Source organism: Pseudovibrio sp. Tun.PSC04-5.I4 (genome assembly GCF_900104145.1).
Classification (GTDB): Bacteria; Pseudomonadota; Alphaproteobacteria; order Rhizobiales; family Stappiaceae; genus Pseudovibrio.
Genome location: NZ_FNLB01000006.1, coordinates 3,616,249 through 3,637,721, shown reverse-complemented (window position 1 = coordinate 3,637,721; position 21,473 = coordinate 3,616,249). Strand labels below are relative to the sequence as shown.

Sequence of the window (21,473 nt, the reverse complement as noted above, 5' to 3'; positions counted from 1 at the left end):
CAAAACCCAATTCCTATACAAGCAACACCATCAAGAGTTAAATTAAAACTATAGTAGACACCGTGAATTCATCAAGTGCCCAGTCCCCAACAAGACACATTGGCCAAATTTGGTCAGTGGTTTTGCACCCAAGTCATTGAGAGGGGAATTGCCCTGAACGACCTCAGTGCTCCAAAGATAATTTGCTAAAGTAGAACGCGTTTTTTGAACAACGACACAAGCCTTGAAAATCAAGATGTGTATCCAAAACGGCCTCAACAGCTCTGAAAACGGATAAGCGCAAAAACACACAACAACGCAGACAACGCATTTCCTTGCAAAACAACGCAAACAAAAAAGCCGCCTTCAAATACGAAGGCGGCTTTTTAATAGGTATGCGTTCAGAAGAACTTAGAGCGTCATCTAACTTAAACAGTCAGATGAATACGATGGGACTCTAGTCTTCGTCCTCATCGCTTTCACCAATGGACTTAAAGTTCGCGAACACAGCACTTGCATCAACGCGCTCTTCAACTTCACGGGTCTTAGGCGCAGGCGTTGCAAATGCAGCTGCCATAGCGTCTTCACTCGTTGTTTCATCAACAGGCAGAAGGCTTTGCGGCTCTTCACCTTCAACAGGTTTAGGAGCGTTCTTCGCAGCTTTCTGAACTTCGATGTCCAACTCGATCTGCGAACACAGACCAAGCGTTACAGGATCCATCGGATCAAGATGCGCTGAATTCCAATGCGTTCTCGTACGAATTGCTTCAATTGTCGGCTTAGTCGTTCCAACAAGACGCATGATCTGCGCGTCAACAATCTCAGGATGAAAACGAACAAGCCACAAAATTGCGTTTGGACGATCCTGACGACGAGACACAGGCGTATAGCGAGGGCCCTTACGCTTTGGCTCGGGAAGGCGAACCTTAGATTCGAAAATCTGCATACGATAGCTTGGATTATTCGAAGCTTTTTCAATCTCTTCGCGGACCAGCTGACCAGACATAACAGGGTCCATACCCTTGATGCCCTGAGCAGCTTCACCATCGGCGATTGCCTTCACTTCCAGCGGGTGCAGCTTGCAGAAGGCAGCAATCTGATCGAAGCCCAGAGCAGTGTTGTCTACCAACCATACGGCAGTTGCCTTTGGCATAAGCGGCGCGTTGGACATTATGTAAATCCCTCCTGTGTGCTCCACAGCCTAATCAAAGGTAGTAAAGCCGAATTCAATACGAGTTTTTGGGGAAACTAGAGCGCACTATACGCTCACATTACCCCAAAAGCAAACCAGATCAGCACCTACATCCACGTCCTCTGGAAACCTTGTGCGAATTCGAAACCAACCGAAGCATTTTCTTCAGGTCACTTTCAACACAATCTTGCCAATGTGATTAGAGGCTTCCATTCGATCATGTGCATTCTTCACGTTTACCATATCAAAGACCTGATCCAACACCACTTTAACTCTTGCATTTTCCAGCAAAGGCCAAACTTTTTTGTGAAGATCCTCAGCAATATGAGCCTTAAACTCTACTGTTCTCGGACGAAGCGTCGAGCCAGTATGCGTCAATCGCTTCATCATCAAACGGCTAAAGTTGACATTTTCCGAAGGTCCGTTGAGCGTTGCGATCTGGCAAATACGACCTTCAATAGCAGCCACGATCCAGTTCTTCTCAACATAGTCACCGCCAACCATATCAAGGATCACATCCACACCTTGTTTATCGGTAATATTGAGGATTTCCTTCACGAAATCCGCTTCACGATAATTGATGGCATAATCGGCGCCAAGCTCCCGAACTGCCTGAGCTTTTTCAGCAGACCCAACAGTGGTAAATACTTCTGCACCAAAAGCTTTTGCTAATTGAATTGCAGTCGTTCCAATCCCTGACGATCCCCCGTGAACCAAGAACTTCTCGCCGGATTTCAAACCAAGTCGGTCAAATAGGTTGGACCACACAGTAAAGAAGGTCTCAGGAAGTGCCGCTGCCTCAACCATTGTCAAACCAGCGGGAATTGGGAGCACGTGCGACGCGGGTGCAAGACAATACTCGGCATAGCCACCACCTGGCGTCAAAGCACACACAAGATCGCCAAGCGCATGATTCCCCACACCTTCTCCTAAGCCAACAACCTCACCTGAGACCTCAAGCCCAAGCAATGGCGAAGCTCCGGGCGGCGGCGGGTAAGCTCCTTTGCGTTGAATAACATCCGGGCGGTTCACACCTGCGGCATGCACCTTGATAAGAACCTCACCAACACCCGGTTGGGGAACGTCAACCTTACCGATTTCAAGAACGTCTGAGCCGCCAACGCCATTCATTAGGACGGCTTGCATTTCCTTCGGAGTATTAATCTCTGTCATTCGCGACCTCAAATTTAGCAACCACCCCAAACGGATGCTTGCTCACTCTTCCATTTAGGTAAAGAATAGTTGGCAACAAGAGCCCGTCTACCCGACCATAGGCGAATTCATTGTTAGGCTTCAGAAACCTCCAAGCTTTCTGGAAAAACCTTGAGAAGATCCAGCAGCATAAAGCAAAATCCGATATCAACCCTTGCATGATGATCTAGCTCAAGTAATTAAACGCTATTTTAAACAAAATATAAGAAAATACCCAAACAAAATTGACCAACAACTTCATCAATAACTAAATTGATACTTGTCGTTTACGTATCGTTAACCATTTTAAATTAGAACTTAGTTATTCCAGTTCATCTGGATCCAGAGTGAGCTTTCACTCTGCTTGACGCCTCCCTGTTAAAACACCTCAGAGCCGCACCGATGCGGCTCTTTTTTTTCGCATCTACTGAAATCAGTATTGAGAGATAGCCACACTATTCACAGCTCGAAGTTGGCATAACCCTTGCTTTTCTGAGCTTGAGGCAAAACCTCTTGCTCCATTTCGAGACAGTTATATTCTTCGCAAATGGCTCATCACATATTTCGAGCCGCAAGTGTTTCAGACTGGGATTGCAAAAGGACGACAGCAAGAGAACCGAAACGAAACGAAACGGACGAGGGTTTATTATGGGTGAGTTTGTAGTGAAATCAGAGCCAGAGAATACCTTCAGCTTTGCGCAGAGGCTTATGACCTCCGAAAACTTCACCAAGCTATTTCGCGAGGGCATGGCTCTCGTAGAAGACACCGCCTCTTATCTTGATGGCCCTGGTAGAAAGCACAGCAAAGCTCTTGGGCCTGCACCGTCCTTAGCCTACGCAACTGAATCCATGCGCTTAACCACTCGTCTTATGCAAATGGCCTCTTGGCTTTTGCTGCAACGTGCAGTCAAAGACGGTGAGCTTCAGCAATCTGAAGCACAAAACGAGAAAAACAAGATCCGCGTTGAGAATGCGTCAAAGACAACCCAAAACCCGGTTTGGGAAGATTTACCAGAGGCACTCCGTAATCTGATTAATACCTCGTTCCAGCTACAAAGACGGATAAAGCATGTCGATTCCATGCTGAAAGAAGAGCTATTGCGCGAACGAGCAGCAAACACGTCCAACCCAGTTGGAGAGCAACTCTCACAGCTCAATGCTGCTTTTAAGCTTTAAAATGCTTTCCCCAAGAGCGGTTCAGATTAATAGCCAGTTATCTTAAACCTCTGTAAGCGCACGACACCAATCAAAGCAACCATCACCAACTTAAACTCCGGTTGGCAACCCTGCCCACTCCGCAAACGCACACAAAAAAACCCGAAGCAAACGCTCCGGGTTTTTCTAATTCCACTAACTTCAGAGCAATTATTTGCCCAAGAAGCTACCAAACTTGCTGGTAAAGCGGGACACGCGACCACCGCGGTCCATGAGCTGACGGTCACCGCCGGTCCATGCTGGGTGGGAGCTCGGATCGATGTCGAGCTGCAAAGTGTCACCTTCAGAACCGTATGTAGAACGGGTGGTGAATTCGGAACCATCAACGAGTTTAACTGTGATGGTGTGGTAGTCTGGATGAATGTCCTGTTTCATGACCTAATGTCCTATCAGCAACGGCCAAAAACCACCAGTTCTTAAAAGAACGGCTTAGGGCTAGCCTGAAGCATCGGTAGAAAGAAGCCGCACTTCCACAAGTACGGCGTAATCGTGCTCGGGTCTATACCCCATCCAAACAGAGGAAACAAGAGGGTATCCCCCGCAGAAAACCGGAGAAAGCGCTTGTAATTTCACATGGTGGCACACATCTACTTCAGCATAATATTATTTATTGCATTTTCATCAATATCCGGGAGATGGCATGAGCCAGCGGGACACAAAAACTCGGGAAAAGACACTGCGTCCACTCGCAACGTTATTTCCTTATCTTTTAAGGCATAAGGCCCGTCTTGTCCTTGCGACCATTGCCCTTCTGGCTGCCGCCGGGTTAACGTTGGTTCTGCCAATTGCCGTCAGGTATATGGTTGATTATGGCTTCAGTGCCGACAAACCAAATCTGATTGATGATTATTTTATCGGCATCATTTTTGTGATTGCCCTACTCGCGGTAGCCAGCTCACTTCGTTACTACATGGTGATGATGATCGGTGAGCGAATCGTTGCCGACCTGCGCTCAGATGTATTCCGCCACCTCACATACCTCTCGCCATCGTTTTACGACAAAACCAAGTCCGGCGAAATCATCTCCCGCCTCACGGCAGATACAACCCTCATTCAATCCGCCTTTGGCGCAAGCGCTTCTATCGCTCTGCGGCACGTACTTATGTTTGCTGGCTCAACAACGCTGATGGTGTTCACCAGCCCACGGCTTTCCTTATTCGTACTTCTGGCGATCCCACTTATAGTCCTGCCTCTGCTCGGGTTTGGCCGCTCTGTTCGCAACCGAACCAGTCACGCGCAAACCACATTGGCAAATGCCATTGCTTATGCGACAGAGGTTCTTGGCTCAATCCGAACGCTGCAAGCCTTCACGAATGAGAAAAGCGTCTCAGATCAATTTGAAAAAGATATTGACTCGACTTATGAAGCGGCCCTTGTCGCAACAAAGGCACGCGCATTCCTCATTGCAACAATCATTCTGATTATCTCGTCAAGCATCGTTTCTGTCCTTTGGGTTGGTGCATTGGATGTTGTTGAAGGTCGGATGTCTGGCGGGCAGCTCACCCAGTTCCTCATCTACTCAATCATTGCCGCCGGGGCCATGAGTGAGCTCTCTCAGGTCTGGGGTGAACTGGCGAAAGCTGCAGGTGCCGCAGATCGGATCACCGGGCTGTTGCATGTCCCCTCTGAGATCAACGCACCAGCTAATCCGATTGCTCTGCCGTCACCAACGATTGGGGAGATTGAATTCAACGCCGTCACTTTCCATTATCCAACAGCGACTGAATCTGGTGTGCTTGAGAACCTCAATCTCTCCATCAAAAAAGGCGAGACAGTTGCAATCGTAGGACCAAGCGGTGCAGGCAAATCAACACTCTTCCAGTTGCTCATGCGTTATTATGATCCGGTTGCAGGCAATATCACACTGGATGGTGTCAAGCTGGATTCAACAGATCCGCGAGACCTGCGCGAACACATAGCCTTGGTTCCTCAGGACACAGCCATTTTCGGAACCTCGATTGCAGAAAACATCTCCTTTGGCAAAGAAGAGGCAACGCGTGAGCAAATCATTTCTGCCGCGAAGTTTGCGCTGGCAGATGAGTTCATCAACGCCATGAAGAACGGTTACGACACTCTTATCGGGGAGCGCGGTGTAACCCTTTCCGGGGGCCAACGACAGCGAATTGCCATTGCCCGTGCAATCCTGAAGGACGTACCCGTTCTGCTGCTGGATGAAGCTACCAGCGCTCTGGATGCAGAGAGCGAAACCATAGTCCAGAAAGCCCTCGACAAGCTAATGGAAGGCCGCACGACGTTGATCATTGCACACCGATTGGCAACCGTATTGAAAGCTGATCGGATTGTTGTGATGGACCGAGGTAATATCGTGGAGGAAGGAACCCACGATACACTGGTCGCTCAAAACGGTCTTTATGCCAAATTGGCAAGAATGCAATTTGAAATCGGCGCGGAAGCACTCAGTTCTCAATAAACAAAAATCTGAATAAAAAAAAGCCGCGTCCCAAACAGGCGCGGCTTTTTCAATTCTAAACGGGCAAGCTCTACTCAGGCTCAATCACATCCACAGTATAGTTCAACGGCAGACGCGCGCCATCAGCGTAGATCGTTTGGCCTGAAATGTAGCTGGCATCCTCCGAAGCGAGGAAGGAGGCAATGCTTGCAACTTCCGCTGGCTTACCCAAACGGCCCAGCGGTGTGCGAGAGAGAACTGTTGCCAGTTTACTCGGATCCCGAACCACACTCTTAAACATTTCTGTTTCAATCGAACCCGGGCCAATGCCGTTGACCCGAATTCCATACTTAGCCAAAGCAACAGCAGAAACGTGGGTCAGTTGGTTGAGCCCACCTTTTGAAACTGTGTAGGGAATCTGGTCTGGAATCGCCAAAACCGCATTGACGGAGCTGATATTGATGATTGAACCTGGGTCACCGCCCTCTTCAATCTTCTCTACCATGTGCCGGGCAACCGCTTGTGAGCAAAGGAAAGCCCCCTTCAAGTTCACCTGAAGGACACGATCAAACTCATCTTCAGGAAGCGTTAGAAAATCTCCGCTCGCTGTCACACCCGCATTATTGACCAGAACATCAATATCACCGAATTCATCGAGAGTGTTCGCAACCATATTGCGGACATCAAGACGAACACTGACATCGCAATGGCAAAACGCAACATCTCCAAACTCTGAGAGTGCAACCTGCGCGGCTTCTCCTGCCTTCTCATCAGCATCGGAGAGCATGACTTTAGCGCCATCTTGCAAAAACCGTTGCGCAATAGCGTAACCGATGCCTTGTGCGCCACCGGTTACAATCGCAACTTTCTTGTCTAGTTTCACTTTTAAAATACCTCTGGCAGATGCCGAAATTTCGGCGACCTTAATCTCTCAGTCTCGACATGTCGATGTACTTCTCCAGCAAAGCTGCGTAGAAACTCTTTAATCAGCTGACAGATGCCAGACCTCTGACCGAGATGGCTTCCGCAATTTCTTCGAGGATCGCTGGGTCGTCAATGGTGGCAGGCATACGGAACTCTTCACCATCTGCAATCTTACGCATCGTGGCGCGGAGAATTTTCCCTGAGCGAGTTTTCGGCAAACGATCGACAGTGATCGCCAGTTTAAATGCCGCAACTGGACCAACTTTGTCGCGCACCATCGCAATAAGCTCTTTTTCAATCACCTCAGTTGGTCTGTCCACGCCGCTTTTCAGCACAACGAAGCCACAAGGCAATTGCCCTTTAAGATTATCTGCAATCCCGATCACAGCACACTCAGCAACATCAGGATGCTCAGCAAGCACCTCTTCCATTCCGCCGGTAGACAACCGATGTCCTGCAACGTTGATAATGTCATCGGTCCTCGACATGATGAAGAGATATCCGTCTTCGTCCATCAGCCCCGCATCCGCCGTCTTATAGTATCCTGGAAACTCTTCCAGATAAGCTTCCCTGAAACGATCATCCGCATTCCAAAGGGTCGGCAGCGAACCGGGAGGCAATGGCAGTTTCACAACGACATTACCCAGTTGCCCGGTAACCACCTCATTGCCTTCATCATCCAATACGTGCATTTCGTAACCCGGCATTGGAACAGTCGAACTACCCAGTTTGACAGGAAGTTTCCCAAGGCCAAGCGGATTACCCGCAATGCACCAGCCAGTTTCTGTCTGCCACCAGTGATCGATCACCGGCACGCCCAGCAGGTTCTCTGCCCATAAAATGGTATCAGGATCAGCCCGTTCACCAGCAAGGAACAAAGATCGAAAACCACTCAGGCTGTACTTACTCAACTCAGAGCCCTCAGGATCTTCCTTCTTAATCGCACGGAAAGCCGTCGGCGCTGTGAAGAGCGACACAACAGCGTGTTCTGAAATCACACGCCAGAACGCACCTGCATCCGGTGTCCCAACTGGCTTGCCTTCATATAAAAGGGTCACAGCCCCATGAAGCAGCGGCGCGTAAACAATGTACGAATGACCAACGACCCAACCCACATCAGAAGCCGCCCAGAACACCTCACCCGGATCAATACCGTATAGATTTTCCATGGACCACTTAAGAGCAACCATGTGGCCACCATTATCGCGCACCACGCCTTTCGGCTGACCGGTAGTTCCAGAGGTATACAGCACATAGAGAGGATCTGTCGCAGCAACCGGTACACATTCGGTTGTCATTTTTTCTGTAACCGCAATATCCATCAAAGCGCCCAGGTCAAAATCACGCCCCTCAATCAACTCAGCAAGATGCTGCTCACGTTGTTGAACAAAGCAGAATTCTGGTTTGTGGGAGGACAGTTCAATCGCTTTATCCAGCAAAGGTTTGTATTCAACCACGCGGTTAGGCTCAACACCACAGGAGGCGCTGATAATGGCCTTGGGCTGGCAATCATCAATTCGAACGGCCAGTTCCTGCGCAGCAAATCCACCAAACACAACTGAGTGGATCGCGCCAAGACGGGCACATGCCAACATTGCAAACGCCGCTTGAGGAATCATAGGCATATAGATCAGCACCATTGTGCCCTTCTCTACGCCTTTTTCTCGAAGCAACGCCGCCATCGCCCCAACTTGTTCTTGCACTTCAAGATAGGTGTAGGTGCGTTTTTCACCTATTACAGCGCTATCATAAATGAGTGCTGGCTGTCCTGGGCGACCATGCTCGACATGCCGGTCAACACAGTTATAACAAGTGTTACACTCACCGCCCGTATACCAACGCCCATAAGGACCTTGTGTACCATCAAACGTTTTGGTGTATGGAGTAAACCAATCAATGCCTTTAGCAGCCTCATCCCAAAAAGCTTCGCTGTTCTCTTTCCATCCATCATAAATATCCTGGTACCGACTTGTCATAACGGCTCTCCTCCTGCGCACCCCTGCATCGCACCTGTCCACAGGTCCGGTGAAGATTGAGCCTTGAATGACGCAAAGGCAAGTTTTCCTATATTAGAAAATCGGCTTATAACCAAAGGCACACATGTACTTCCACCCGCCCTATTTCATAGTTTCCGTTTAATTAAAAAGGACTTGCCCGCATCTAAGCGGCAAGCAAATCATGCTGCCTATTTCTGATCCTTTGTTCTATCTCTGTGCAATACCTGCTGTTTTCGTTGTTGGCATGGCAAAAGGTGGCTTCGGTGGCGGCCTTGCTCTCATCGGCGTCCCACTCATGTCCTTGGCAATATCACCAGTGCAGGCCGCCGGTATTCTCCTGCCAATACTGCTGGTTATGGATGTTGTCGGGCTAATCTCTTATCGGGCAACCTATTGTAGGCGTACCCTGCTCATCATGATTCCTGCTGGCTTGCTGGGAACCGTCATAGGTTACTTCACCGCCGCTTACGTTTCAGACTCTTACATTCGTCTGGTAACTGGCGTGATAGCTCTGGTGTTTGTACTGGATTATTGGTTTGGCAAACGCGCGAGCAAACCGCCCAAACCTCATAATATGGTGCTTGGCGGAATTTGGGGTACAATCTCCGGCGTAACCAGTTTTATTGCCCACGCTGGTGGAGTACCCTTCCAGATGTACGCATTGCCATTGCGCCTTGCCCCGCCTGTACTGGCTGGCACTGCCGTAATTTTCTTCGCAACGGTCAACTTTTCAAAGATCCTGCCCTACTTCATGCTTGGGCAATTCGATTCCACAAACATTTCGACTTCTTTGATGTTGCTTCCACTTGCGCCTCTGGCAACTCTGGCAGGCATTAAAATCGTCAGGCACATAGACAAGGATCTCTTCTACAAGATCACCTATGCGGGTCTGTTCATAATCGCAATAAAGCTCATGTGGGATGGTGTCAGCGCGATTTAAATCACTCATTCAAACAACTGCGCTGATAGAATTCCTCAATGAGGGGCCTTAGTTTTGCCGCACCTCACCAACAGTGAATTCGTCGTAACGCTAAAGCTGATAAATGGCCGGCTACTGGCTCTCAATTAAGCCGTGGTACAATACACCTTGTACAATATTTATGGCATTGCCCATCTGATAGGCTGAATCAGGAACAGCCTTCCACGTCACTCGCTGATTAAAGTAGGTAGACGGATCAATCAGATTAAGTTTGGTTTCACCGTATGGCGAAAGTGGAGTAACGGTTCCCAGTTTCACCTGGTTTCCGCCGTCGAAAGTTCTTGGGTACTCAGCAAACCTAGAACTTGGCGGTTCCCCTCCAACCCAAGAAAAGAAGTAGGTGCGCAACATATCCGCCATACTGGATGATGAGTGAAGCTGCGCATTGCTAAGCTGCACAGCTGCAACAAGGCAAACTGCCATAGATATCGCCCAGATATACCAATGCAAACGAAGATGGTTCAGGATGACAGCTCTTTTCAGAAAAAGCTGGATAGCAACTGGAAGCGCAACCAACACCAAGAACCATTGCCGATCCTGCGTACTTTGTGCGCCCATTGAAAAAATATAGCCAGTCAGAAGGACCGTTATCGCGCAGAAAATTACGCCAAAAAATACGGCGATCTTTCCTTGTCGATTTTGTGCAGTCACGTTCATGCTGGCCCTGTTTTTTCATCACACCTACATTTCTGCAGACACAAATTATTCTTTTGTCTATTAGGTCTACATTACAAATCGAAAGGCTAACGGGGAAGGTCTGGAAGGTGTTGCAAATTGTCGCGAGCTTTCTTCTAGACAAGAAAGTCAACATAATTTCACTCATTCCGTTGAGTTAGTTCATTTTTTTGCAACTGAAGCATAAAATTTTACAGAACATATCTACACTAATCCACATAACACCTAGAAAATACTGATAGATGAAAGTCTAAGTCCGAGAATACATTCAGACAAATATCTAGGTTATCTAGGCTATCCCCCCTCCCAATACTCAGATATATCAAAGTCAATAACACTCATAATACTAAGTTATTCAGATCAGTAATTAACTTGCGGACTTAAGCTGCTGATTATCTCAAAGGATCATAGGAACCCTTTAGGTAGTTTATAGATGCAGGGGGAATTTCATGAAAAACATTCCATTAAACACCTCTTTTTTCGACACAGATCTCCCAAAATCCAAGGCCAATTACGCGCCTTTGAGTCCCCTTAGTTTTCTAGCGAGGGCTGCGAAAGTATTTCCAGACCACACCGCAATCATTCACGGCACTATTAATCGCAGCTACCAGCAATTTTATGATCGTTCAAAGCGACTCGCCAGCTCTTTGCGCCAGCGCAACGTTGGAAAAAATGATTGTGTATCAGTCATGTTATCCAACACTCCGCCAATGCTGGAAGCTCACTATGGCGTCCCAATGGCTGGAGCAGTGCTTCATGCACTCAATACGCGACTGGATGCGGCAATTATCGCTTTCCAACTGGATCACGCCGAAACCAAACTAGTTATTGTTGATCGCGAATTCTCCAAAGTGATGAGCGAAGCGCTAGATCTGGCAATCGTAAAGCCTATCGTAGTTCTCTATGATGATCTGGAGTTCCCTCAATCTGCACCAGTCATTGGTGAGATGGAGTATGAAGAGCTCCTCGCCGCTGGGGATCCGAACTTCCAATGGCAACTACCCGCAGATGAGTGGGATGCCATCAGTCTCAATTACACCTCTGGTACAACCGGCAACCCAAAGGGCGTCGTATACCATCATCGTGGTGCCTATCTTCTTGCACAAGCAAACATCATCACCGCCGCAATGGGCAGACACCCCGTCTATCTCTGGACATTACCGATGTTCCATTGCAACGGCTGGTGTTTCCCGTGGTCTTTGTCTCTTGTCGCAGGAACACACGTCTGCTTGCGTCAGGTAAGACAAGCTCCAATCTGGAATGCACTAGCGGATGAGAAAGTCACGCACCTCTGCGGTGCACCAATTGTCATGTCGACATTGCTCAATACTGCAGAAGACGAAAAACGCAAGCTAACCCAGCCTGTGGAATTTTTTACAGCCGCCGCTCCTCCACCAGAAACCGTGCTGGCAGCAATGGCAGAAGAAGGCTTCAATGTTACCCACCTCTATGGACTGACGGAGGTCTATGGCCCCGCTGTTGTCAACGAGTGGCACGAACAATGGAACGAACTGTCATCTCAGGAACAAGCAACACGGAAAGCCCGCCAAGGCGTCAACTACGTTGCTTTGGAAGACCTTGCTGTCCTTGATCCCGAAACCATGGAACCTGTCCCATCCGATGGAGAAACTATTGGAGAGGTCATGTTCAGAGGCAATGTTGTCATGAAGGGGTATTTGAAAAACCCGATCGCAACGAAGGAAGCCTTTTCAGGTGGCTGGTTCCATTCAGGGGACCTTGGGGTCCAGCATGAAGATGGGTACATCCAGCTTAAAGACCGTTCAAAAGACATCATAATCTCCGGCGGTGAAAACATCTCATCCATCGAGGTGGAGGAAGTCCTCTACAAACACCCAGATGTGTCCTCAGCAGCGGTCGTTGCACGTCCCGATGAAAAATGGGGGGAAACACCCTGCGCATTTGTTGAGCTGCGCAAAGATAGCAGCGTGACGGAAGCAGAAATTGCCAGTTTCTGCAAGCAACATCTCGCTGGCTTCAAAGCCCCAAAAACCGTTGTATTCGTAGATCTGCCCAAAACTTCGACCGGCAAGATTCAGAAGTTTTTACTTCGTGAGGAAGCCAAGAAGCTTGCCTAGCAATCGACAAAAAAATGCGCCACAAATGGTGGCGCATTTTCAATAGTCCAAGAATGATAAGAACCTACCCAGATACTCGTAATCGCGAGATCTCGTCCTTAAGCTTTAACTTTTGCCTCTTTAGGTTAGCGACTTCTAGTTCATCCATAGAAGGATGGTGCACAGAACCTGAAATTTCCTTCTCTAAACTAGCGTGACGGCGTTCCAACTCAGTCAAATGCTCACGGATGGACATAGGCTTTAATCCTCCTGCGTTATGCCTGTTACAAGACGGATGATGGCACCATTTTTCGTCGTTGTCGAACGATGAGCAGCTGTTTTTTTTGCACTTCTACAACGCAAGATCGCAAATTCGTGTGATACTTAGAGAACTTATAAATTGCCAAACATATTTCACCAGTTTTCCCGATTACTCATGCGCGAGACCAACTAAGTAAACAACCTCGTATATACGCTAGGTAACTTTTCCAAACTCGGGGCACTCCTGTCAAAATTAAGAAACTCATACTCCCCGTGCAGGCACCTCCAATACAGCGGATTCGGTTGAGATCTTGCGACAACGCGCCCCACAGGCTCCAACGCAGTGCTATACAGTTTCTCACAGGCTGGTAAGTCTTATTTGAGGACAAAATGATGATGGAAAACAACATCGATCAGGATGGCATTCGTGCTCAACTTCTTGAACTTCGGCAAGAGCACCGCGACCTTGATCATTCAATTGACGCCCTGATCGAGACGGGGCGCTCTGATGTTCTCCAGCGTCAACGCCTGAAGAAAAAGAAACTGTTGTTAAGAGATCAAATTCAGAGTCTCGAAACTCGTCTCTTACCCGACATTATTGCCTAAATTGCAGGCAGGTCTCTAACCTTCGTATATTACTGGCATTTCTTGCAGCTATTGGGTTGAAACAAGCCGCGGTATTTCTATAATCCGCGCTTTCTTCCCGGAGTTTCAAAAGGCGTCGAATTAATGAACCGCACTGACCAGCCAGAAGTCGCTATCATCATGGGAAGCCAGTCCGATTGGCCCACGATGAAAAACGCTGCCGACACGCTAGAAGCACTGGGTATTTCCTATGAGGCTCGCATCGTTTCAGCGCACCGTACACCCGGCCGTCTGGTAGAGTTCTCCAAGACTGCAAAAGGGCGTGGCTTCAAGATTGTCATCGCCGGCGCAGGCGGGGCAGCCCATCTACCGGGTATGGTCGCATCCATGACCCCACTGCCGGTTTTTGGTGTACCAATAGAATCACGCGCACTTAAAGGTCAGGACAGTCTGCTTTCCATCGTGCAAATGCCTGCTGGTATTCCTGTCGGCACGCTGGCAATTGGCCGTGCAGGCGCAGTCAACGCAGCATTGCTGGCCGCAGCCGTTCTGGCGCTCAACAACACCGACATCGCCGCGAACCTTGATGACTGGCGCGAAAAGCAAAGTCAGGCAATTGCCGAAAAGCCGGTAAACCCGGAAGAATAAGAATTATTGAGGCGTCAAAGAAAATGAGACGCCTCTCCCCACATCATGGCCCTAACATTTGGGAAGTTTAGCAATGGTTTCCACACTACGCCCCGGCGACACGATTGGAATTCTGGGTGGAGGTCAGCTTGGCCGTATGATCGCTCAAGCCGCGAGTAGAATGGGCCTGAAGTGCCATATCTACTGCCCCGATGAGAACAGCCCGGCCTTTGAAGTCTCCGCCGAGAAAACAATCGCCTCCTATGAGGATGAGCAAGCCCTAAAAACGTTCGCGCAAAGCGTCTCTGTCGTGACCTACGAATTTGAGAATGTTCCAGGTGAAACTGCCCGGATTCTGGAGGAGCTGGTTCCAGTTCGTCCCGGCCCGCGCGCGCTCAAGGTTTCGCAGGATCGTCTGGACGAGAAAATATTCCTTTCAGAACAAGCAGCAACAACGGTTGCCCCCTTTGCTAAAGTGGATACACAACAAGAGCTGGAAGCAGCTCTTCTGGAATTCGGCGGTCAGGGTGTTTTGAAAACGCGGCGGTTTGGGTATGACGGCAAAGGCCAGATCATGATCCGCGCGATAGAAGACGCTGAAGGCGCAATGGAAAAGCTGGGTAACCAACCAGCAATTCTGGAAGGCATCATTCCGTTTGAGAAAGAAATCTCGATCATTGTGGCGCGTGGGCTCGACGGCACGGTAAAGTGCTATGATCCAGCAGATAACTATCACAAAAACCACATTCTCAAGACATCGAATGTGCCAGCTGAAATTCCTGCAGATACAGCACAGCAAGCGATAGATATGGCAACTCGCATCGCTGTCGCTTTGGATTATATCGGCGTCATGGGTGTGGAGCTGTTTGTCGTCAAGAATGGCCAGCGCACAGAACTGATCGTTAACGAAATCGCGCCACGCGTTCACAACTCCGGTCACTGGACAGAAGACGCGTGCCCGGTGTCCCAGTTCGAACAACACGTACGTGCAATCTCAGGCTGGTCGCTCGGTTCTCCAACACGCGGATACAACGTGATCATGGAAAACCTGATTGGTGATGATGTGAACACCTGGGAATCAACACTTCTGGAACCGAATGCCCGCCTCACTCTCTATGGCAAGGGCGAGACACGCGAAGGCCGCAAGATGGGCCATGTAAACCGCTTGTCTCCGCGGTCCTGATAAAACCAGACCAATAAAAAGCCCCGAAGATCCATCGATCCTCGGGGCTTTTTATTGGCTAAAATCTTAACCCAACCGAACCAAACCAAGCCTATCCCGGTAATGGAAGCGAATAAGAAGCAGGATCCCGGTCACAAACAAACCAGAGGCTAACCCAACCCAGATACCAGCCGGACCCCAGTCAAAAACAAAAGCCATGACATAAGAGAGCGGTACACCGATTACCCAGTAACCCACAATCGCAATCACCATCGGCACTCGGGTATCTGAAAGACCACGCAGCACACCACCCGCAACGACCTGAATGCCATCAACAACCATATAAATGGCGGCGATCAAGACCAGAGGCACACCAATTCTGATGACCTCCAAAGCATCCGGATTGCTCGAATCCAGATAGAATCCTAGCAACACCTCCGGAATAGCTAAGAACAAGATCGCCCCGAGTATGCCAATAATGATAGCCCAAATTATTGCCACCCATGCAGCGCGTGTAATCCCATCAACCTCATTACGGCCTAAGGCCATGCCAACCCTCACCACAGCAGCATTGGCAAAACCAAGCGGGATCATGAATGCAATGCCTGAGAGTTGTCCGGCGATACCGTGAGCGGCAAGCTCAAGCGTACCAATCCAACCCATCATCAAAGCCGCTGCAGCAAACAAACCAACCTCGGCAACAAGCATGAGGGAAATAGGCCAACCGAGGCGCAGGATCTCAAAGAAGGCTGGCCAGTCTGCTCGCCAGAAACGCACAAACACTTCATATTTCTGAGATTTCTCTTCCCACAATACATAGGCAATCAGGATCACGCAGGAGGCAAACGCAGTCCCGACAGAAGCAATGCCCGCCCCAAGAATACCCAGTTTAGGGAAGCCGTAATACCCGAAAACCAACACATAATCGAGCGCGCCATTTAACAATGCGCTGACAACCGTCGCCCAAAGCACAATCTGCGACCGCTCAATGCTGGTCAGGAAACTGCGAAGTGCCATGACAAACAAAGAGGGATACATAGACCACTGCACGATACGCAGATAACTGGCCGCAATCGCCGAAACCTTCTGCTCCTGCCCAAGCGCCAGTAAAATACTCTCACCATTCCAAAGCACAACCATTGCAAGCGTTGTATAGATAAACGAGATCCACAACCCCATACGAGATGCACGGCGCACGCTGCGCACATCACCTTTGCCTTCAGCTCTGGACGCAAGAGGCATAACCGCTTGCAATAGGCCAAGGCCTGCAAGCCAGGTCAAAAAGAAAAGCTGAAGGGCAAGAACTGATGCAGCCAGTTCTGTTGCACCAAGCCAGCCGATCATCAATGCGTCGGTCGCATTAATTGCCATCTGCGCCAACTGCGCACCAATCAATGGCACTCCCAAAATGAGCGTTGCTCTGGATTCCTCCCACCAAGCAGACATAGCTGTGGTTTTGGCAACGCCGGTGTTTTCAACCCGCGTCATAGTAAGCTCCTGAAGAAAAGGGCATGGAGACCCTCCAGAACTTGAGCTATTCAAGAACATGAACAAAGCTGTGACCTGAAATTAGCCCACAAACCTCGCTGGGAGGAAACTTCCTGTGTTAGAAATAGACCACCGAAATATGCAACAGCAAAGCGAATGCGATGCTGCAGGCAAAAACGCTGATTATGCTACTTTGCAAAACTCATCAGGAATGTCCAGAGGAATAAAGCAAGGCGCATTGTCACCACCATAAACCATGATATGTCCACATGGCACTTCATGCCACCCCTGACCGCCCTTCTCAAGCGGTTCGGAAACGACACTTAAGTTCCTGTCATGTAAGCGATAATAGAGGCTTGGCACAATCCTGTCGCTGGAGCAGCGAATAGCATATAACCGCTCGCCATCCGTCAAGGCCATCGCTACACGCAATGGAGCATTGACCTCATTGCGCATCATAATCTCAAGAGTTTTCGTTAGTACCCTTTGCACAGCGCCCACAGGATCAATATCTAGTCCATGACTTAACATTGCCAAAAACAGCGCTTCACTGTCGGTGGTGCCTTGTCGATACCGATAAAAATCGTCGTTGATCAAGCTTTCGATCTCGCGACGAATACGACCATATTCCCCAACCTGCCCATTATGCATGAACATAAACTTGCCAACAGCAAACGGATGACTGTTTGACCGCGACGTTGCAGTACCTGTTGACGCCCGCACGTGCGCGAAAAAGAGCGGAGATTTCACTTGCCGGGCGATGCTCAGCAAGTTTTCATCACCCCAGGCTGGTTGGGTATCACGATAAAGACCCGGCTCTTCTTTTTCACCGTACCAACCAATTCCAAAGCCATCGCCATTTGTATTCACCTTAGCTTCGGCACAGCTCATGCTCTGCGCGATCAAGGAATGGTTCGGCATTGAAATCAGCTCTTCCATAAAAATGGGAGCTCCACGGTACGCAAGCCAGCGGCACATTACACAATTCTTTCTTCTGATCGATGACCCAGCAGACGGGCATTTTAGTATGCATGAACCCAGCGTCTGTATAAACCCCCTCCCTTGAACTAAGGCTGGCGGACACAATCAAATGCACACCGTCCGACTCATTCCTTTTTCAAAACCTTCCCGCTGCAAATTGATAAAAATGTCATTCAATAGTCCGCTTGGATTTCCACTGTTTGAAAGCCCTCCTATGATTTTTTTTAACACGCAAGGAGAGATACACCCGCAAACAATCATAGGTTGTATTATTCAATTTCAAATTCTACAGCCTAGTACAAATAGATTTTCTAAGCCATGTTTACTTAAGTTTTACTGCATCAAGAGCCTGATACCGGGACCAAAAATAAGAAAAAGGCGTAAGGCTGCTGCTTGTCAGCTCTCATAATAGAGGTATTCCCGCTTAGGCCATCTATAAATTAACATAGAATCTATAGTAAGGCGGTAGACAGCACATACGCAGTCTGCTAGTTACCCCGTCAAGAGGCGACGCAATAGCGGCAAAGGTGTCTTATTGACCCAAGCATATACGCTAGGCATCGTCATCACTCATTTCATCTATGTCACTCTGGGCCTTGGCCTGAAGTGCTCGAAATTAAGGATAACCGCGTGCAAGTTCTCGTTCGCGATAATAACGTTGACCAGGCGCTCAAAGCGCTGAAGAAAAAGATGCAGCGTGAAGGCATCTTCCGCGAAATGAAACTTCGTGGCCACTACGAAAAGCCATCTGAAAAGAAGGCACGCGAAAAGGCTGAAGCTATCCGCCGTACTCGCAAGCTGGCTCGTAAGAAAGCACAGCGTGAAGGCTTGCTGACCGGCAAACCACGCCGTTAATATAACGGTTCCGAGAACATCGACAAAGCTAAGGTTGAACAATGTTTGGACTTAGCACGCGATTCTCTCGGTATTGAATTTCAGAACGGACTAATCGGTTTGCCGATTGGTCCGTTTGTTGTTTCTGCTGGTGCATATGACCTTTTTTTGCCACACTAAAGTGTAGGCTGAAAAGTCATTGCAAGGACTCTTAAGGAATGGGGCACATTCTCGTGAACACTAAGCTGGCTAAAGGCTTCAGCGCATGTCTGCTCGTACTCAGCGTAGCTGCTTGCCAATCCAACCCTAATGGCCTCGTTTATCAGAATGTGCCCATTGATGCAGCCGTTGGATCTTCATCCAACATTGGCAGCCTGAGTGCTGTTGTAGAAGCTAACCCGACAGATGCAGATGCCTACAACAAGCGTGGCATCGCCTACGCAAAAGCAGGACGTCTTGATCAGGCTATCGCAGATTTCAATAAATCTCTGCAACTGAGACCAAAATCCTATCAAGCTTATGCAAACCGCGCCCTTGCAGAGCGTCGCAAAGGCAACTCTACGCAGGCTATTCAGGACTACAATTCTGCGCTGTCCATCAAAACCGACTACGTTAAGGCACTCAATGGCCGGGGCAACACCTACCGCTCATTGGGTCAGAACAGCGCTGCATTGCGAGATTACAACGAAGTTATCCGTCTCAACTCTGGCGATGCACAGGCCTACCATAACCGCGGCCTCATCTATCAAGCACAAGGTTTGCAAGAAGCAGCTCTCAATGACTTCTCCTCCGCTGTTGGCTTGAATTCACGCGCCTACTCCCCGCTTATCGCACGTGGTGTCACTTATCTCGCATTGAGCGATCCAAAGTCTGCACTGAAAGATTTCAATGCAGCAATCGCGCTTAATGGAAAATCGGCGCCTGCATGGGCCAACCGCGGCCGCGCAGAAGAAGCTCTGGGCCAGAAGACAGAAGCACGTCAATCCTACTTAAAAGCGCTTCAGATTTCGACAGGAAACCAAATCGCAAAAGAAGGTGTAAAGCGACTGGCAGTATCCACCGGTGTGCCGCAAGCCTAACCCATTAGGGTCTAAGCGTCTCAAAGGCCGGTCTTTCCGGCCTTTTTTATTGGGCAATCGTCTTTTCACGAACCTGCAGCATCCAGTTGATCTCCTCACGCCAATCAATCATACGAAGAGGCGTTCCGTGTGAGCCACTTTCAAACAACCGAAACCGTACTGGATAGTTGGCCTGCTGCCGTCGAAGAGCCTTGAACAAGGACGCTTGCTGCTGCCACGCATACACAGGGTCAGCGCTTCCATGCCCAAATACAATCGGAACGCCAGCACCAACTGCTTGACTACGCAAAAGCCTCTCATCCGTAGCTCCGCCAAGAAAAAACAAACCGTCAATCTGCCCAGCTGAACCGCTGCTGTCCGCAAGCCCATAACACACCAGCGTTCCCATAGACCCACAAGCTATGATGAACTTGGCATTTGTGGCTCGCTTTCGATAAAGAGCAATCAACTCTCTGATCTCCTGCGTCCCAGTGCTGGCATCCAACCAAACATCAGGCGACAGATACACTCCATTATTGCGCACCATCAAATTCTTCAGTCGATTGAAATTGCCCCCAAACGTCCAGTTGGCAGTACCTTGCTTTCGGTTGCCGCCTTTCCCGTGAATATAAAGAACAACCAACTTGGTTTTGTCACTGGGCGAACCAACACGAACATGCTTGCGCCGTTGCCCAGCAAGCTCTGCGGATTGGTCCCGCACATACCAAGAGGGTCGACTGGAAACATATCGCGCCTGAACCTTCTTCTCAGGGACGTCATCACGGTCTCTTAAGTCACGCTGGATTTGATAATCTAACCGCAGAAATGCACCACCCATTGCTTTTTCCAGCACAGGTGGATAGGTAAACAGCTCATCCTTGAAGGGTTTAAGCTCATAACTTTGCGCATGTGCCCCTGATGCCAGAAAAATAAGTCCAACAGCAATCATCTGCGCAAAAGCAATGCTCAAGGCAATCCAGCTCCTCCATATAACCATGACAATCATGATTTAAGATAGTCGTGTAGGACCCGCCCATACGGCAACGTCAGATCCGTGACGAAATGCACACCACCATGGGATTTAAGCATGGGCAGCTCAGCCACCGGAGCATTGGCGTGATGGAACAATTGCAAGCTGGCAGGACCGGACCATGCCCCTTTTATGGTAACATCAGCCACCTCATAGGCCACAAGCTGCAAAATTGCAGGGCTTCCATCCACATCAGGAATAAGCTTCAGGTTCACCTGTGTTTTCTGCAGTTTCTTCAAGATCGCATCAGGGTGACATTGAGTGCCGTGTTCCACATCATAAAGAAGATGCTGGTACTTGTAGCCCATAGTGGCAATTGCGATGGTAACCCCATCAAACTCCAGATGCCCTGTCAACGTAGCCCCAGTTATGCTCAGTTCTGGGTGTCCAAGTTTTTTTGGGAAGCCCCAGATCTCGCGTCCACCGAAGATAGGCGGTGTATCATCGAGAAACATCTGCTGGGTGAAGTTGACCGGATGATCACCAAATTTGGCTGGAATCACAATGCCAGATTCCGTGTAATCTCCAAATCCAGCGGAATCCGGCATTCGGATAACTTCAAACATCACAGTGTTTGAACCATCTGGCTCCAGCGGCTCTGGTAAGGCTTCGCGGATCGCAGCAGGGTCACTCTCATAAGTGACAACAAAAAACTCGCGATCAATGAACCTGTAAGGCCCCTTTGGATAGGCAGGCGACGCAATAGGCATGGAAGCTTGTTCAAGGATATCGGCAATTTTCATGAACCACCTCGATCACGAATGAGTATCAAGCGCCTGTAAGCCGTTCAGCTCAAAGCGCCCTCACCAT

At 49.1% G+C, this 21,473-nt stretch carries 20 protein-coding genes; 9 read left to right on the top strand and 11 right to left on the bottom strand.

Annotated elements, in window-relative coordinates; all coding sequences use genetic code 11:
- Positions 1 to 436 precede the first annotated feature (436 nt).
- A complete protein-coding gene (locus BLS62_RS22210; RefSeq protein ID WP_093186183.1) occupies positions 437 to 1,150 on the bottom strand; it encodes a DUF1013 domain-containing protein in 714 nt (237 codons plus the stop codon).
- A 186-nt stretch (positions 1,151 to 1,336) separates the two neighbouring features.
- A complete protein-coding gene (locus BLS62_RS22205; RefSeq protein WP_093186180.1) occupies positions 1,337 to 2,344 on the bottom strand; it encodes an NAD(P)H-quinone oxidoreductase in 1,008 nt (335 codons plus the stop codon).
- 666 nt (positions 2,345 to 3,010) lie between these two features.
- On the opposite strand from BLS62_RS22205, the gene BLS62_RS22195 reads away from it, so the two are divergent.
- Positions 3,011 to 3,538, top strand: a complete 528-nt coding sequence (locus BLS62_RS22195) for a protease adaptor protein RcdA (RefSeq protein WP_093186174.1) — start codon at positions 3,011 to 3,013, stop codon at positions 3,536 to 3,538.
- 189 nt (positions 3,539 to 3,727) lie between these two features.
- On the opposite strand, the gene rpmE is transcribed toward BLS62_RS22195, so the two are convergent.
- Positions 3,728 to 3,952: a 50S ribosomal protein L31 gene (gene rpmE / locus BLS62_RS22190; protein WP_093186170.1), complete on the bottom strand. Its 225-nt coding sequence runs from the start codon at positions 3,950 to 3,952 to the stop codon at positions 3,728 to 3,730.
- A 265-nt stretch (positions 3,953 to 4,217) separates the two neighbouring features.
- Between rpmE and BLS62_RS22185 the strand changes: the two genes are divergently transcribed.
- Positions 4,218 to 6,008 (top strand): ABC transporter transmembrane domain-containing protein, encoded by a 1,791-nt coding sequence (locus tag BLS62_RS22185; RefSeq protein WP_208991030.1) that lies wholly within the window; start codon positions 4,218 to 4,220, stop codon positions 6,006 to 6,008.
- A 70-nt stretch (positions 6,009 to 6,078) separates the two neighbouring features.
- Here BLS62_RS22185 and BLS62_RS22180 read toward each other — a convergent pair whose 3' ends face one another.
- Together BLS62_RS22180 and BLS62_RS22175 are read right to left on the bottom strand one after the other, a co-directional pair.
- On the bottom strand, positions 6,079 to 6,870 hold the full coding sequence (locus tag BLS62_RS22180; protein WP_093186167.1) for an SDR family NAD(P)-dependent oxidoreductase: 792 nt from the start codon (positions 6,868 to 6,870) through the stop codon (positions 6,079 to 6,081).
- A 103-nt stretch (positions 6,871 to 6,973) separates the two neighbouring features.
- Entirely contained in the window at positions 6,974 to 8,887 is a 1,914-nt protein-coding gene (locus BLS62_RS22175) for a propionyl-CoA synthetase (RefSeq protein WP_093186164.1), read from the bottom strand.
- Between the two features lie 202 nt (positions 8,888 to 9,089).
- Here BLS62_RS22175 and BLS62_RS22170 point away from each other — a divergent pair, with 202 nt between their 5' ends.
- Complete coding sequence (locus BLS62_RS22170) at positions 9,090 to 9,848, top strand: sulfite exporter TauE/SafE family protein (protein ID WP_093186161.1); 759 nt, start codon at positions 9,090 to 9,092, stop codon at positions 9,846 to 9,848.
- Between the two features lie 111 nt (positions 9,849 to 9,959).
- On the opposite strand, the gene BLS62_RS22165 is transcribed toward BLS62_RS22170, so the two are convergent.
- Complete coding sequence (locus BLS62_RS22165; protein ID WP_143521588.1) at positions 9,960 to 10,445, bottom strand: hypothetical protein; 486 nt, start codon at positions 10,443 to 10,445, stop codon at positions 9,960 to 9,962.
- 566 nt (positions 10,446 to 11,011) lie between these two features.
- Between BLS62_RS22165 and BLS62_RS22160 the strand changes: the two genes are divergently transcribed.
- Positions 11,012 to 12,658 carry an acyl-CoA synthetase gene (locus BLS62_RS22160; RefSeq protein WP_093186155.1) on the top strand — a complete coding sequence of 549 codons (1,647 nt, stop codon included), beginning with the start codon at positions 11,012 to 11,014 and terminating at the stop codon, positions 12,656 to 12,658.
- A gap of 64 nt (positions 12,659 to 12,722) precedes the next feature.
- Here the strand turns inward: BLS62_RS22160 and BLS62_RS22155 are convergent, their stop codons facing one another.
- Positions 12,723 to 12,893 (bottom strand): YdcH family protein, encoded by a 171-nt coding sequence (locus BLS62_RS22155; RefSeq protein ID WP_093186152.1) that lies wholly within the window; start codon positions 12,891 to 12,893, stop codon positions 12,723 to 12,725.
- Between the two features lie 398 nt (positions 12,894 to 13,291).
- Here BLS62_RS22155 and BLS62_RS22150 point away from each other — a divergent pair, with 398 nt between their 5' ends.
- From BLS62_RS22150 to BLS62_RS22140, 3 genes are all read left to right on the top strand, one after another.
- Complete coding sequence (locus BLS62_RS22150; protein ID WP_093189422.1) at positions 13,292 to 13,504, top strand: YdcH family protein; 213 nt, start codon at positions 13,292 to 13,294, stop codon at positions 13,502 to 13,504.
- 123 nt (positions 13,505 to 13,627) lie between these two features.
- The gene (gene purE, locus BLS62_RS22145) at positions 13,628 to 14,131 is read left to right on the top strand and encodes a 5-(carboxyamino)imidazole ribonucleotide mutase (protein WP_093186148.1); all 504 of its coding nucleotides are present in this window, start codon (positions 13,628 to 13,630) and stop codon (positions 14,129 to 14,131) included.
- 73 nt (positions 14,132 to 14,204) lie between these two features.
- Entirely contained in the window at positions 14,205 to 15,293 is a 1,089-nt protein-coding gene (locus BLS62_RS22140) for a 5-(carboxyamino)imidazole ribonucleotide synthase (protein ID WP_093186145.1), read from the top strand.
- A 66-nt stretch (positions 15,294 to 15,359) separates the two neighbouring features.
- On the opposite strand, the gene BLS62_RS22135 is transcribed toward BLS62_RS22140, so the two are convergent.
- Positions 15,360 to 16,760 carry an MATE family efflux transporter gene (locus tag BLS62_RS22135; protein WP_093186142.1) on the bottom strand — a complete coding sequence of 467 codons (1,401 nt, stop codon included), beginning with the start codon at positions 16,758 to 16,760 and terminating at the stop codon, positions 15,360 to 15,362.
- 183 nt (positions 16,761 to 16,943) lie between these two features.
- Positions 16,944 to 17,699 carry a class II glutamine amidotransferase gene (locus BLS62_RS22130; protein ID WP_093189419.1) on the bottom strand — a complete coding sequence of 252 codons (756 nt, stop codon included), beginning with the start codon at positions 17,697 to 17,699 and terminating at the stop codon, positions 16,944 to 16,946.
- Positions 17,700 to 18,371: 672 nt separating this feature from the next.
- Here BLS62_RS22130 and rpsU point away from each other — a divergent pair.
- Together rpsU and BLS62_RS22120 are read left to right on the top strand one after the other, a co-directional pair.
- On the top strand, positions 18,372 to 18,596 hold the full coding sequence (rpsU, locus tag BLS62_RS22125) for a 30S ribosomal protein S21 (RefSeq protein WP_093186139.1): 225 nt from the start codon (positions 18,372 to 18,374) through the stop codon (positions 18,594 to 18,596).
- 197 nt (positions 18,597 to 18,793) lie between these two features.
- Positions 18,794 to 19,654 carry a tetratricopeptide repeat protein gene (locus tag BLS62_RS22120; RefSeq protein WP_093186135.1) on the top strand — a complete coding sequence of 287 codons (861 nt, stop codon included), beginning with the start codon at positions 18,794 to 18,796 and terminating at the stop codon, positions 19,652 to 19,654.
- A gap of 46 nt (positions 19,655 to 19,700) precedes the next feature.
- On the opposite strand, the gene BLS62_RS22115 is transcribed toward BLS62_RS22120, so the two are convergent.
- Positions 19,701 to 20,603, bottom strand: a complete 903-nt coding sequence (locus BLS62_RS22115) for an alpha/beta hydrolase (protein WP_208991028.1) — start codon at positions 20,601 to 20,603, stop codon at positions 19,701 to 19,703.
- Between the two features lie 32 nt (positions 20,604 to 20,635).
- On the bottom strand, positions 20,636 to 21,406 hold the full coding sequence (locus tag BLS62_RS22110; RefSeq protein WP_093186132.1) for an acetoacetate decarboxylase: 771 nt from the start codon (positions 21,404 to 21,406) through the stop codon (positions 20,636 to 20,638).
- Positions 21,407 to 21,473 lie beyond the last annotated feature (67 nt).

Bases quoted from the DNA above. Each gene is read 5' to 3' on its own strand.
- BLS62_RS22210 (WP_093186183.1), bottom strand. From the start codon at position 1,150: ATGTCCAACGCGCCGCTTATGCCAAAGGCAACTGCCGTATGGTTGGTA.
- BLS62_RS22195 (WP_093186174.1), top strand. From the start codon at position 3,011: ATGGGTGAGTTTGTAGTGAAATCAGAGCCAGAGAATACCTTCAGCTTT.
- BLS62_RS22110 (WP_093186132.1), bottom strand. From the start codon at position 21,406: ATGAAAATTGCCGATATCCTTGAACAAGCTTCCATGCCTATTGCGTCG.
- rpmE (WP_093186170.1), bottom strand. From the start codon at position 3,952: ATGAAACAGGACATTCATCCAGACTACCACACCATCACAGTTAAACTC.
- BLS62_RS22175 (WP_093186164.1), bottom strand. From the start codon at position 8,887: ATGACAAGTCGGTACCAGGATATTTATGATGGATGGAAAGAGAACAGC.
- purE (WP_093186148.1), top strand. From the start codon at position 13,628: ATGAACCGCACTGACCAGCCAGAAGTCGCTATCATCATGGGAAGCCAG.
- BLS62_RS22155 (WP_093186152.1), bottom strand. From the start codon at position 12,893: ATGTCCATCCGTGAGCATTTGACTGAGTTGGAACGCCGTCACGCTAGT.
- BLS62_RS22165 (WP_143521588.1), bottom strand. From the start codon at position 10,445: ATGGGCGCACAAAGTACGCAGGATCGGCAATGGTTCTTGGTGTTGGTT.
- BLS62_RS22135 (WP_093186142.1), bottom strand. From the start codon at position 16,760: ATGACGCGGGTTGAAAACACCGGCGTTGCCAAAACCACAGCTATGTCT.
- BLS62_RS22170 (WP_093186161.1), top strand. From the start codon at position 9,090: ATGCTGCCTATTTCTGATCCTTTGTTCTATCTCTGTGCAATACCTGCT.
- BLS62_RS22205 (WP_093186180.1), bottom strand. From the start codon at position 2,344: ATGACAGAGATTAATACTCCGAAGGAAATGCAAGCCGTCCTAATGAAT.
- BLS62_RS22140 (WP_093186145.1), top strand. From the start codon at position 14,205: ATGGTTTCCACACTACGCCCCGGCGACACGATTGGAATTCTGGGTGGA.
- BLS62_RS22160 (WP_093186155.1), top strand. From the start codon at position 11,012: ATGAAAAACATTCCATTAAACACCTCTTTTTTCGACACAGATCTCCCA.
- BLS62_RS22130 (WP_093189419.1), bottom strand. From the start codon at position 17,699: ATGGAAGAGCTGATTTCAATGCCGAACCATTCCTTGATCGCGCAGAGC.
- BLS62_RS22185 (WP_208991030.1), top strand. From the start codon at position 4,218: ATGAGCCAGCGGGACACAAAAACTCGGGAAAAGACACTGCGTCCACTC.
- BLS62_RS22150 (WP_093189422.1), top strand. From the start codon at position 13,292: ATGATGGAAAACAACATCGATCAGGATGGCATTCGTGCTCAACTTCTT.
- BLS62_RS22120 (WP_093186135.1), top strand. From the start codon at position 18,794: ATGGGGCACATTCTCGTGAACACTAAGCTGGCTAAAGGCTTCAGCGCA.